This window comes from Pacificispira sp. HM-600, from assembly GCF_977993705.1.
Map to the genome: position 1 here is coordinate 180712 of NZ_OZ388079.1, position 12690 is coordinate 193401.

A 12690-nucleotide genomic window follows, 5' to 3' on the forward strand; every position below is an offset into this window, starting at 1 on the left:
ACCGTCCTGTTCTCGACGAATCATCCCAGGATGGCCGCGACCCGAATCGGGCACGTCGCCACGCTGATCTAGACTTCCGGTCATGCCTTCTTTCGCCCTGAGCGTGCACGCGAGTGTCGTCGCGAGCATCCCGAGCCCGTCGATCAGTTTCATCCAGCTCGGCCCTCTGCGGATCTACTTCTACGCGCTGTGCATCATCGCCGGCATCATCGCCGCGACGATTTTGACCAACCACCGCCTCACCAAACGGGGGGCGGAGCCGTGGGTCGTGCTTGACGTGACGCTCCCGGCCGTGGTGCTCGGCATCATCGCGGCGCGGATCTACCACGTGCTGACGCACCCCGCTTTCTACTTCGGCGAGGGCACGAACCCCTTGGCCGTCTTCTACATCTGGGAAGGCGGCATCGCGATCTACGGCGCCCTCATCGGCGGCGCGATCGGTGCGTGGCTCGGTTGCCGCTGGAGCGGCATCCGATTCTGGACGTACGCGGATGCTTTGGCCCCGGGCCTGCTGCTCGCTCAGGCGATGGGTCGCTTCGGTAACTGGTTCAACAGTGAGCTGTTCGGTCTGCCGACCGACGTTCCGTGGGGACTCGAAATCGACCCCGACAACGTCGCCTTCCCCGAGGGCCTTGCGCCGGACACGCTCTTCCACCCCACGTTCCTGTACGAAGTGATCTGGAACGTCGTGGGTGTCTTCGTCCTGCTCTGGGTGGGACGCAAGTTCCAGCTGCAGTGGGGCCGCCTCTTCGGCCTTTACCTGATCTGGTACAGCGCGGGCCGCATCGTGTGGGAGTCCATCCGCATCGATCCGAGCGAGATCATCCTCGGCCTGCGTACCAACGTCTGGGCCGCCATCTTCGGCGTGGTCGTCGGGCTCGCCATCATGATCATCCAGAAGCGGCGCCACACGGGCAAGGAGCCGAGTCCCTATATGCCCGGCCGCGTGCCCGCGAACGCGGAGCCGGCCGAGGGCGCTGCGGTACACTCGCAGGACACCACTGAGTTCGTGGACGTGAGCGAGCCGCCCGCGAACGAACTCGAGGGCGGGGCAACGGCCACAAGCACAGTCGCCAGTAGATAGCCGCCACGAAGTAATGCTTCCGGGCCGACGTCGTCCCATGAGATCCACCAGTGAGGACGGTTGACATGGCCGTGAGCCCGAACTACGGCGACAACGCTTCATTCCCCGCAAAGCAGGGGATGTACAACCCGGCATTTGAGAAGGATGCCTGTGGTCTGGCGATGGTTGCCACGCTCCGAGGCACGCCGGGGCACGACATCGTTGCCCAGGCGCTGACGGCGCTGCGCAACCTCGAGCACCGCGGGGCCATCGGCTCCGATGCGGGTACCGGCGACGGTGCCGGCATCCTGACGCAGATCCCCGACGAGTTCCTGCGCGCCGTGGTGGAGTTCGACCTGCCGCCGATGGGTGAGTACGCGGTCGGGATGGCTTTCCTGCCCCTCGACGAGGACGAGCGGACGAAGCTCAAAGACGGCATCGCCGAGATCGCGGCGAGCGAGAACCTCGTCGTCCTCGGGTGGCGTGAGGTTCCGACCGACGAGCGCCACCTCGGCAAGCTCGCCCACGCGGCGCGCCCGGCGTTCGAGCAGCTCTTCGTCTCGCGTCCGGCCGTGGGCGACGCCCCCGCGCTGTCGGGCATCGACCTCGATCGCCGGGTCTACCGCCTGCGCAAGCGTGCACGCCACGAGCTCGGCGCGTACTTCGTCTCGCTCTCGGCTCGCACCCTCGGCTACAAGGGCATGGTCACCACGCTCCAGCTCGAGCCGTTCTACCCCGACCTGCAGGACGAGCGCTTCGCCTCCGAACTCGCGGTCGTGCACTCCCGCTACTCGACGAACACCTTCCCGTCGTGGCCGCTGGCGCAACCTCTGCGCATGCTCGCGCACAACGGCGAGATCAACACCGTCAACGGCAACCGCAACTGGATGAGGGCGCGTCAGTCGCAGCTCGAGTCCGAGATGCTCGGTGACATCAAGCCGCTGCTGCCGATCTGTACGGTCGGCGCATCCGACTCGGCGTCCTTCGACGAGGTGCTCGAACTCCTTACTCTGACCGGCCGCAGCCTGCCCCACGCGGTCATGATGATGGTGCCCGAGGCTTACGAGAAGCAGGCCGACATCGACCCGAAGCTGCGCGCGTTCTACGACTACCACTCCATGCAGATGGAGCCGTGGGATGGCCCGGCGGCCCTGATCTTCACCGATGGCACGCTCGTCGGGGCCACGCTCGACCGCAACGGGCTGCGTCCCGGCCGCTGGACCGAGACCACCGACGGGCTCATCGTCATCGGCAGCGAAACGGGCGTTCTCGACTTCGAACCCGAGCGCATCAAGCGCCGCGGGCGCCTGCGTCCCGGCCGCATGTTCCTCGTCGATACGGCCGCGGGCCGCATCATCGAGGAAGAAGAGGTGAAGCAGCAGCTCGCCGAGCTCCACCCGTGGCAGGAGTGGCTCGACCGCGGCACCGTGCGCCTGTCGGACCTTCCCGAGCGCGAGCACATCGTGCATCCGATCGCCTCGATCACCCGTCGTCAGCGCACCTTCGGCTACACCGAAGAAGAGGTCCGGATCCTGCTGACCCCGATGGGTCAAAATGGCGCCGAGCCGCTCGGCGCGATGGGATCCGACACGCCGATCGCCGTGCTGAGCGAGCGCCCGCGCCTGCTCTTCGACTACTTCGTCCAGCAGTTCGCGCAGGTCACGAACCCGCCGCTCGACTCGATTCGTGAAGAGGTCGTCACGAGTCTGCGCATCGGTCTCGGCCCCGAGCCGAACCTGCTGTCGTGGGGCGCCGACCACGCGCGCACCGTCACCCTCGACTTCCCCGTGATCGACAACGACGAGCTGGCGAAGATCCAGCACGTCGACACCGCACTGCCGGGCCGCTCGTCCGTCACGATCCGCGGGCTTTACCGCGTCGAGGCCGGACGCAAGGGCCTCGAAAAGCGCATCATGCAGATGTGCACCGAGGTCGACCAGGCGATCGAGGATGGCGCGGAGTTCATCGTGCTGTCCGACCGCGACTCCAACAAAGACCTCGCGCCGATCCCGTCGCTGCTCATGGTCGCCGCGATCCACCACCACCTCATCCGCAAAGAGACGCGCATGAAGGTCGGGCTGGTCGTCGAGGCGGGCGATGTGCGCGAGGTTCATCACGTCGCGACGCTGATCGGGTACGGCGCATCCGCCGTCAACCCGTACCTCGCCATGGAGACCGTCGAGTACCTGGTTCGCGCCGGGTTCATCTCGAACATCACGCCCGAGAAGGCCGTCAAGAACCTGATCTACGCGCTCGGCAAGGGCGTGCTGAAGATCATGTCGAAGATGGGCATCTCGACGGTTTCGTCGTACGCCGGTGCGCAGGTCTTCGAGGCGGTCGGTCTCTCGCAGTCCTTCGTCGACGCCTACTTCACGGGCACCGAAACGAAGCTCGGCGGTGTCGGAATCGATGTCATCGCGACGGAGAATGCCTCCCGGCACGCGTACGCGTATCCCGAGGACGCCGCGGTGCACGCGCACGAACGCCTCTGGACGGGTGGGGAATACCAGTGGCGGCGGGATGGCTCGCCGCACCTCTTCAACCCCGACACCGTCTTCAAGCTGCAGCACGCGACCCGTTCGCGCCGTTACGACCTGTTCCGCGAGTACACGAAGCTCGTCGACGATCAGGCTTCGGAACTGAAGACGCTGCGCGGCATGTTCCGTCTGCGCAAGGGCGTGCGCCCGGCCGTTCCGATCGACGAGGTCGAGCCGATCTCGTCGATCATGAAGCGTTTCCAGACCGGCGCGATGAGCTACGGCTCGATCTCCAAGGAAGCGCACGAGACGCTGGCGATCGCGATGAACCGCATCGGCGGACGATCGAACACGGGGGAGGGCGGCGAGGACCTCGACCGCCTGCTCGACCCGGAGCGGCGCAGTGCCATCAAGCAGGTCGCGTCGGGCCGCTTCGGCGTCACGAGCATGTACCTCACGCACGCCGAGGACATCCAGATCAAGCTGGCCCAGGGCGCCAAGCCCGGTGAGGGTGGCCAGTTGCCGCCGACGAAGGTGTACCCGTGGATCGCACGCACACGCCACGCAACCGCGGGCGTGGGTCTCATCTCGCCCCCGCCGCACCACGACATCTATTCGATCGAAGACCTCAAGCAGTTGATCTTCGACCTCAAGCGCGCGAACCCGAAGGCGCGCATCCACACCAAGCTCGTCAGCCAGTCGGGCATCGGTGCGGTCGCGGCGGGCGTCGCGAAGGCGCTGTCCGACGTCATCCTGGTGTCCGGTCACGACGGGGGAACGGGCGCCAGCCCGCTCAACTCGCTGAAGCACGCTGGAACGCCGTGGGAACTCGGGCTCGCCGAGACGCAGCAGACGCTGATGCTGAACGGCATGCGAGACCGCGTTGTCGTTCAGGTCGACGGACAGCTCAAGACCGGACGCGACGTCATCATCGGCGCGCTTCTCGGCGCCGAGGAATTCGGCTTCGCCACGGCCGCGCTGGTGGTCGAGGGCTGCGTCATGATGCGCGTGTGTCACCTCGACACCTGTCCGGTCGGGGTGGCGACGCAGAACCCCGTTCTGCGCGCCCGATTCACGGGCAAGCCGGAGTTCGTCGTGAACTTCATGGAGTTCATTGCCGAAGAAGTGCGCGAACTACTCGCCGACCTGGGCTTCCGGTCGATCGACGAGGCGATCGGACACCAGGAGTTGCTGGATGTCGACGGCGCCGTGGAGCACTGGAAGGCGAGCGGACTGGATCTCTCGCCGATCCTCGTGGGCCCGCCGTTTGCTGAGGACGAGCCGCGCCGCAATGCTCGCGAACAGGAGCACGAACTTGACGAGCACTTCGATGTGCAGCTGATCGAGCGAGCGCAGGATGTCATCGTGCACGGCGGTCAGGTCGTGATCGACCTGCCGATCCGTAACACCGCGCGCGCCGTCGGAACGATGCTCGGCAACCGCGTGACGTTGGCGCGCGGTGAGAACGGACTTCCGTCCGGGTCGATCGTCGTCAATCTGCGTGGCTCGGCCGGTCAGTCCTTCGGCGCATTCATGCCCGCGGGCATCACGCTGCGCCTCGAGGGCGACTCGAACGACTACGTCGGCAAGGGCCTCTCGGGCGGGCAGATCGTCATCCGTCCGCCGCGCGGAGCATCCTTCGATGCCTCGCAGAACGTCATCGCCGGAAACGTCATCGGCTACGGCGCGACGCAGGGCAGCATGTTCCTGCGCGGCGTCGTGGGCGAACGGTTCTTCGTCCGCAACTCGGGCGCGACCGCGGTCGTCGAGGGCGTGGGAGATCACGCGCTGGAATACATGACGGGTGGGCTCGCCGTGATCCTCGGATCGACGGGACGCAACCTCGGCGCCGGGATGTCGGGCGGAACCGCCTATGTCTACGACCTCGACCGCACCCTCGTGAACCGCGAGGCGCTCGCGTCGGGTGAACTCGAACTGCTCGAGCTGGGCTCGGGCGATGTCGAGATCCTGCGCGACCTGCTGAAATTGCACGTGGCCGAGACGGGATCGTCCCTCGCGGCCGACCTGCTAGACAACTTCGACGAGGCCGTCACGCGCTTCACGCGGGTTCTGCCGCGCGACTACGCGGCGGTGCTCGAGACCCGACAGGCGGCGGTTGCCGAGGGGCTCGACCCCGACGGCGATGTTGTCTGGACTCGCATCCTGGAGGTGACCGGTGGCTGACCCGAAGGGTTTCCTCAAAGTCACGGAGCGCGAACTCGCGCCCCGTCGTCCCGTGCCCGTGCGCATCATGGACTGGAAAGAGGTGTACGAGCCGGGTGACAAGGCCGTACTGCGTCGCCAAGCCGGGCGTTGCATGGACTGCGGCATTCCGTTCTGCCACAAGGGCTGCCCCCTCGGCAACCTGATCCCCGAGTGGAACGACCTGCTGTGGCGCGGCGAGGGCCGCGACGCGATCGAGCGTCTGCATGCGACCAACAACTTCCCCGAGTTCACGGGTCGCCTGTGTCCCGCTCCCTGTGAGAGCGCCTGCGTTTTGGGTATCAACCAGCCCGCGGTGACCATCAAGCAGGTCGAGGTCGGCATCATCGATCAGGCCTTCTCGAACGGATGGGTCGAGCCCGAGCCCCCCGGACGCCTGACCGGCAAGACGGTCGCTGTCGTGGGTTCCGGGCCTGCGGGCCTCGCGGCAGCTCAGCAGCTCACGCGCGCCGGTCACACCGTCGCCGTCTATGAGCGGGATGACCGCATCGGCGGTCTGCTGCGCTACGGCATCCCCGACTTCAAAATGGAGAAGCGTCACATCGAGATGCGCCTCCGTCAGATGCAGGATGAGGGCACCCGCTTCCGTGCGGGCGTCGAGATCGGCATCGACATCTCGTGGGACGACCTGCGCGCGCGCTACGACGCCGTCGTGGTCGCGACCGGCTCGACCGTGCCGCGCGACCTGGCGATCCCGGGCCGTGACCACGCGGGCATCCACTTCGCCATGGAGTACCTGATCGAGTCGAATCGGGTTGTCGCAGGCGACTCGGTGCCGCACCAGATCTCGGCCGAGGGCAAGCACGTCATCGTCATCGGCGGCGGCGACACCGGTGCCGACTGCATCGGCACGGCTCACCGTCAGGGGGCGCTCAGCGTCACGAACCTCGCGATCGGCATCCAGCCGCCCACGGCACGAACCGAAGACCAGCCGTGGCCGATGATGCCGACGCTGTTCGAGGTTTCGTCTGCCCACGAAGAGGGCGGTGAGCGCATGTTCCTGGCGTCGACCGTCGAGTTCCTCTCGAACGACGCCGGCGAGGTGCGCGCATTGCGCGTTGCCGAGACCGAGTACGTCGACGGACGTCGCGTGCCCAAGAGCGGTACGGAGCGCGAGATCCCGGCGGACCTGGTTCTGATCGCCCTCGGCTTCACGGGTCCCGAACAGAACGATCTCGCCGACCAGCTGGGCGCGCGCTTCACCAACCGCGGCAACGTCGAACGCGACGGCGACTACCAGACGACCGCACCGGGCGTTTTCGTCGCCGGCGACGCGGGCCGGGGCCAGTCCCTGATCGTCTGGGCAATCGCGGAGGGCCGCGCCGCGGCCGCACGTGTGGACGCCTACCTGATGGGGTCAACCGAACTGCCGTTCCCCGTGCATCCCACCGACATCGCGATCGGACTGCAGCCCGCGTAGGCTGACCCTCGGACTTTGTTACCGGTCCCATCTAGACCAAACCCCGAACCCCACCGGAGCATCACACGATGAGACGTGCCAAGATCGTCGCCACCCTCGGCCCCGCCACCTCGACCTATGAGTCGGTGCGAGCGATCATCGATGCGGGCGTGGATGTCGCCCGCATGAACCTCAGCCACGGCGACTATGCCGTCCACGAGACCAACTTCGCGAACGTGCGTAAGGCGGCAGAGGATGCCGGACGCCCCGTGGCGATCCTGGTCGATCTGCAGGGCCCGAAGATCCGTCTCGGCAAGTTCGCCGACGGCCCCCACGATCTCGCTGTGGGCGACATCTTCAAGATCACGATCGAAGACATCCCCGGCACGAAAGAGCTCGTGTCGACGACGTTCAAGGGCCTGCCGCAGGACGTCAACCCCGGTGACTTCCTTCTGATCGACGATGGCAAGGTGAAGGTCGAGGTCGTCGAGAAGACCGATACCGTCGTCACGACCAAGGTCATCGTCGCGGGTCCCGTGTCGAACAACAAGGGCATCAACCTGCCCGGCGTTGCTGTCAACGTCCCAGCCCTGTCCGAAAAGGACGAGGCGGACCTGCGTTGGGGCCTGCGCATCGGCGCGGACCTGATCGCCCTGTCGTTCGTCCGTGACGCGAAGGATGTCCAGCGCGCGCACGTCATCATGGCCGAAGAGGGACGTCACGTCCCGATCATCGCCAAGATCGAGAAGCCGCAGGCCGTCGATCACCTCGAAGAGATCGTCGACGCGTTCGACGGCATCATGGTCGCCCGTGGCGACCTGGGTGTCGAGCTGCCGCTGGAGGCCGTGCCGATCGTTCAGAAGCGCGCCGTCGAGATCGCTCGCCGGATGGCCAAGCCGGTCATCGTCGCGACGCAGATGCTCGAGTCGATGATCAACAGCCCCGTGCCCACCCGCGCCGAGACATCCGATGTCGCGAACGCCGTCCTCGACGGTGCCGACGCCGTCATGCTGTCGGGCGAGACGAGTGTGGGGGAGTACCCCGTGGTCGTCGTCGAAACGATGGCACGTATCGTCGCATCGACCGAAGAGCACGGTCTGGACCGCATCGCCAAGCTCACGAACAAGCCGCGCACACAGGGTGGCGCGATCACCCTCGCGGCCATCGAGGTCGCCGACTTCGTCGAGGCCAAGTACCTCTGCATCTTCACGGAATCGGGCGACTCGGCGCGTCGTATGTCGCGTCTGCGTCCGAACATCCCCATGCTCGCGTTCACGCCTGAACCGGCCATCCGGCGTCGTATGGCGCTGACCTGGGGCATCCGCTCGACCCTTGTCGAGCACGTCGCCCACACGGACCGCATGTTCATTCAGGTCGACGACTACCTGCTCTCGAACGACCTGGCATCCGTCGGCGACAAGGTCGTCGTGATCTCGGGATCCCCTCCCGGAATCGTCGGCTCGACCAACGACATCCGTGTCCACAAGGTCGGAGACGCCGTCCACGGCGCCGCCCCGATCTATCAGACCCGGGAGTAGCCGGGGGACGGGCGGGGCGGCCGATAAAAGTACCGGTGGTGGGACTCGAACCCACACGCCCTCACGGGCAACCGATTTTGAGTCGGTCGCGTCTGCCATTCCGCCACACCGGCCCGCACGTCCGAGAATGACCATACCGTAGGATTCAAACGTGACCGAGCTAGACCAGAACGCAACGCCCACGCCCTCGACCCCGAGGCGCGTCGTCGTCGCGGAGGACGAGTCGCTCATCCGACTCGACATCGTCGAGATCCTCCGTGATAACGGATACGACGTCGTCGGGGAGGCGGGGGACGGCGAGACCGCCGTTCAGCTCGCCACCGAACTGCGTCCGGATCTGGTGATCATGGATGTCAAGATGCCCATCATGGATGGCATCAGCGCGGCCGAGAAGCTGAACAAGAACCACGTGGCGCCCGTCGTGCTGCTGACGGCGTTCAGCCAGAAAGAGCTCGTGGAGCGTGCGAGCGAGGCCGGCGCCCTGGCGTACGTCGTCAAGCCGTTCACGCCGAACGATCTCCTCCCGGCGATCGAGATCGCGCTCAGCCGGTACCAGCAGATCATCACGCTCGAGGCCGAGGTTGCCGACATGGTCGAGCGCTTCGAGACCCGCAAGCTCGTCGACCGCGCCAAGGGCCTGCTCAACGAGAAGATGGGGCTGTCGGAGCCCGAGGCGTTCCGCTGGATTCAGAAGGCGTCGATGGATCGCCGTCTGACGATGCAGGACGTCGCGAAGGCGATCATCGAGCAGCTGGCGTCGAAGAAGGCTTAGTCCGCCGCACGGACGAGCGACGCGAAACGGTCCCTGAGCCTGTCGAAGGGACCACCTGAGCCTCAGGACGCGTGCATGTCCTTGATGAGGTTCGTGATGCGGATCGTCGACACACGGCGACCCTGATCATCCGTCACGACGATCTCGTGGACGGTGATGCTGCGCCCGACGTGGATGGGCGTGCAGGTTCCTGTGACGAGGCCCTGCGTGGCCGACCGGGTGTGGGTCGCGTTGATGTCGACTCCGACGGCCAAGCGACCGGGTCCGGCCAGTAGGTTGGCGTGCATCGAGCCGAGGGATTCGCCGAGTACGACATACGCTCCGCCGTGCAGGAGGCCGACGGGCTGAGTGTTGCCCTCGACGGGCATCGTGGCGATGGCGCGTTCCCGCGAGAACTCGACCCAGGCGAACCCCATCTTGTCGCCGAGGGCGCCGAATCCACGTCGGTTGACCCATTCGAGCGGGTCCACGGCAGGAGCATCGGGCATGAGCCCTCCTTCAAGAGCGAGGGCACGTCGCGCCCGTGGGGACTGTCCGAACCGGTGGCTAGGCTGTGGGGGTGCCGGACTCCGAAAAGCCTACTCTCATGATCGTCGACGGCCATTCGCTGGCTTTCCGCGCGTTCTACGCGCTCCCGGTCGACAATTTCACCACCAAAGATCATCAGCACACGAACGCCATCTACGGCTTCCTGTCGATGTTCGTGAACCTGATCAAAGACCACAAACCGACGCACATCGCCGTCGCTTTCGATCTGTCGCGTTCCTCGTTCCGTACCCGCGAGTACGCGGAGTACAAGGCCAATCGGTCAGAGACGCCTCCGGAGTTCTCGGGCCAGATCCCGTTGCTGCGCGACGCCCTCGAAGCCATGGGCATCCGGATCGTGACAAAAGAGGATTACGAGGCAGACGACGTTCTCGCAACCCTTTCCACCCAGGGTGCTGCGCAGGGGTTCGACGTGTTGGTCGTCTCCGGCGACCGGGATTCGATCCAGCTGGTGACGGATGACGTCACGCTCCTGTACCCGTCGGTTCAGGGCGTTTCTCAACTCAAGCGCTACGACACCGCAGCGGTGGTCGAGCGCTACGGTGTCCGTCCGGAGCAGTATCCGGACATTGCCGCCCTCGTCGGAGAGACGAGCGACAACCTGCCCGGCGTGCCGAAGGTCGGCGAGAAGACCGCGGTGAAGTGGCTGAACCAGTTCGGTTCGCTCGACGAACTCTTGAGCAACGCCGACAAGGTCGGGGGCGTGGTCGGCAACAACCTGCGCGAGCACATCGACGCCGTCCGCCGCAACCGCACGCTCAACCGCCTTGTCCGCGATCTCGAGCTTCCGCTCGGCCCGGCAGATCTCGCGATGCAGCCGATGGATGCACAGGCCGTTCGCGACATCTTCGCCCGCCTCGAGTTCCGCACGCTGCTTCCACGCGTTTTCGAGGCGGTCGGCATGGATGCCGAAGAGACCGCGGCCGCCGCCGCACGTGAGCCGGGCATCGCCGCCCCGACGGTACGCGAAGTCACGGCCGCTGAGGCAGCGGACTGGGCCAACGCACTTGCGCCCGAGGTATCCGTCGGCGTCACCGTCACACTGCAGTCGGGGATGCCGCACCGGGTGGGACTCGCAACGAGCGACGAGGCCCTCGAGTTGACATGGACGGCGGATGCTCCCGGCTGGGATGCCTTGGGAGAGTGGTTCGCCGGGTCCGCACCCAAGGTGACCAACGACGCCAAGCCGCAGGTCAAGGCGCTTCGCCGTGCGGGGCACTCCCTCGGCGGGCTCGCGTTCGACACGCTGCTCGCGGGTTGGCTGCTGCGCCCGAGCTTCCCCGACAAGACGCTCGCCGACCTCGTCGACCGGTACCTCGACGAGAAGCTCCCGGAGTCCGATCCGACCCAGCTCGTTCCCGAGACAGAGGGTGCGACCCCGGCGCAGCTCGCCTGGTACACACTGCGCGTCGCGGACGCTCTCGTCGACGACATGCCCGAGCCGGTTCGCGCGGTTCTGGATGACATCGAACTGCCGACCCTCACGGCGCTGGCCGATCTCGAACTCGCGGGTGTCGCGGTCTCACACACCAAGCTGTCGGAGTTCTCGGCGGAACTCGGCGCTCGTGCCGAGGGGATCGCTCAGGAGGCGTACGCAACCATCGGTCGTGAGGTCAACCTCGGGTCGCCCAAACAGCTCCAAGAGGTGCTCTTCGAAGAGCTCGCCCTGCCGAAGACGCGCAAGACGAAGACGGGATACTCCACGGATGCCGCGGTGCTTGCCGACCTGCAAGAGACGGCACCCCACCCGTTCCTGAATCTTCTTCTGCAGCACCGCGAAGCGACCAAGCTGCGGCAGATCATCGAGTCGCTCGACACGGCGATCGCGGACGACGGGCGCATCCACACGACCTATCTGCAGACAGGCAGCCAGACGGGTCGCCTCTCGAGCACGGACCCGAACCTGCAAAATATCCCGGTCCGCACCGAGGAGTCGCGTCGCATCCGCAGCGCCTTCGAGGTCGGTCCGGGCTACGAGGCCCTCCTCACGGCTGACTACTCGCAGATCGAGATGCGCATCATGGCGCACCTGTCCGAGGACCCGGGTCTGATCGAGGCATTCAACTCGGGCGAAGACCTGCACAGATTCGTCGGCGCGCGTGTCTTCGGCGTCGAGCCGGCCGAGGTCAGCTCGGCGATGCGTACCAAGGTCAAGGCGATGTCCTATGGCCTCGTCTACGGGCTGTCGGCGTTCGGGCTGTCGAAGCAGCTCCGCATCGAACAATCCGAGGCGAAGCAGCTCATGATGGAGTACTTCGCGCGATTCGGGGCGGTGCGAGACTACCTGCGCGCCTCGGTCGAACAGGCGAAGATCGACGGATACACCACGACGATCTTCGGGCGCCGCCGTCCGTTCCCCGACCTGGCGAGTCCCAACCGCGTCCTGCGCGAGAACGCGGAGCGCGCGGCGTTGAACGCCCCCATCCAGGGCAGCGCCGCCGACATCATGAAGATTGCGGTGCTCGACATCCACGCCGCGCTGCGCGAGCAGGGACTGGGATCGCGTGTCTTGATGCAGATCCACGACGAACTCGTGCTCGAAGTGGCGCCGGGCGAGTGGGACGCCACCGAGCAGATCGTCCGCACCCGCATGGGTGGTGCCGCGAAGCTTTCGGTGCCCCTGGATGTGCAGATCGGTCGCGGTTCCGACTGGAACGAGGCCGCTCACTAGG

Annotated in this window: 7 protein-coding genes and 1 tRNA gene; 6 read left to right on the forward strand and 2 right to left on the reverse strand. The window is 66.2% G+C overall.

Annotation, left to right across the window (positions count from 1 at the left end; genetic code table 11):
• Window positions 1–82: 82 nt before the first annotated feature.
• From lgt to pyk, 4 genes are all read left to right on the forward strand, one after another.
• Entirely contained in the window at window positions 83–1084 is a 1002-nt protein-coding gene (gene lgt / locus ACXZ1E_RS00840) for a prolipoprotein diacylglyceryl transferase (protein ID WP_458041598.1), read from the forward strand.
• A 65-nt stretch (window positions 1085–1149) separates the two neighbouring features.
• Window positions 1150–5724 (forward strand): glutamate synthase large subunit, encoded by a 4575-nt coding sequence (gene gltB / locus ACXZ1E_RS00845; protein ID WP_458041599.1) that lies wholly within the window; start codon window positions 1150–1152, stop codon window positions 5722–5724.
• Complete coding sequence (locus tag ACXZ1E_RS00850) at window positions 5717–7183, forward strand: glutamate synthase subunit beta (RefSeq protein WP_458041600.1); 1467 nt, start codon at window positions 5717–5719, stop codon at window positions 7181–7183. Before gltB ends, ACXZ1E_RS00850 begins: the two co-directional genes overlap by 8 nt.
• A gap of 68 nt (window positions 7184–7251) precedes the next feature.
• Window positions 7252–8700, forward strand: coding sequence for a pyruvate kinase (pyk, locus tag ACXZ1E_RS00855; protein ID WP_458041601.1), 1449 nt, complete (start codon window positions 7252–7254; stop codon window positions 8698–8700).
• Between the two features lie 30 nt (window positions 8701–8730).
• Here pyk and ACXZ1E_RS00860 read toward each other — a convergent pair.
• A tRNA-Leu gene (locus ACXZ1E_RS00860) sits at window positions 8731–8813 on the reverse strand.
• Between the two features lie 38 nt (window positions 8814–8851).
• Between ACXZ1E_RS00860 and ACXZ1E_RS00865 the strand changes: the two genes are divergently transcribed.
• Complete coding sequence (locus ACXZ1E_RS00865) at window positions 8852–9472, forward strand: ANTAR domain-containing response regulator (RefSeq protein WP_458041602.1); 621 nt, start codon at window positions 8852–8854, stop codon at window positions 9470–9472.
• 62 nt (window positions 9473–9534) lie between these two features.
• Here ACXZ1E_RS00865 and ACXZ1E_RS00870 read toward each other — a convergent pair whose 3' ends face one another.
• Complete coding sequence (locus ACXZ1E_RS00870; RefSeq protein WP_458041603.1) at window positions 9535–9960, reverse strand: hotdog fold thioesterase; 426 nt, start codon at window positions 9958–9960, stop codon at window positions 9535–9537.
• 71 nt (window positions 9961–10031) lie between these two features.
• On the opposite strand from ACXZ1E_RS00870, the gene polA reads away from it, so the two are divergent.
• A complete protein-coding gene (gene polA / locus ACXZ1E_RS00875) occupies window positions 10032–12689 on the forward strand; it encodes a DNA polymerase I (RefSeq protein ID WP_458041604.1) in 2658 nt (885 codons plus the stop codon).
• Window position 12690 lies beyond the last annotated feature (1 nt).

Coding starts and splice junctions, on each gene's coding strand:
- lgt (WP_458041598.1), top strand. CDS start 83: ATGCCTTCTTTCGCCCTGAGCGTGCACGCGAGTGTCGTCGCGAGCATC.
- gltB (WP_458041599.1), top strand. CDS start 1,150: ATGGCCGTGAGCCCGAACTACGGCGACAACGCTTCATTCCCCGCAAAG.
- pyk (WP_458041601.1), top strand. CDS start 7,252: ATGAGACGTGCCAAGATCGTCGCCACCCTCGGCCCCGCCACCTCGACC.
- ACXZ1E_RS00870 (WP_458041603.1), bottom strand. CDS start 9,960: ATGCCCGATGCTCCTGCCGTGGACCCGCTCGAATGGGTCAACCGACGT.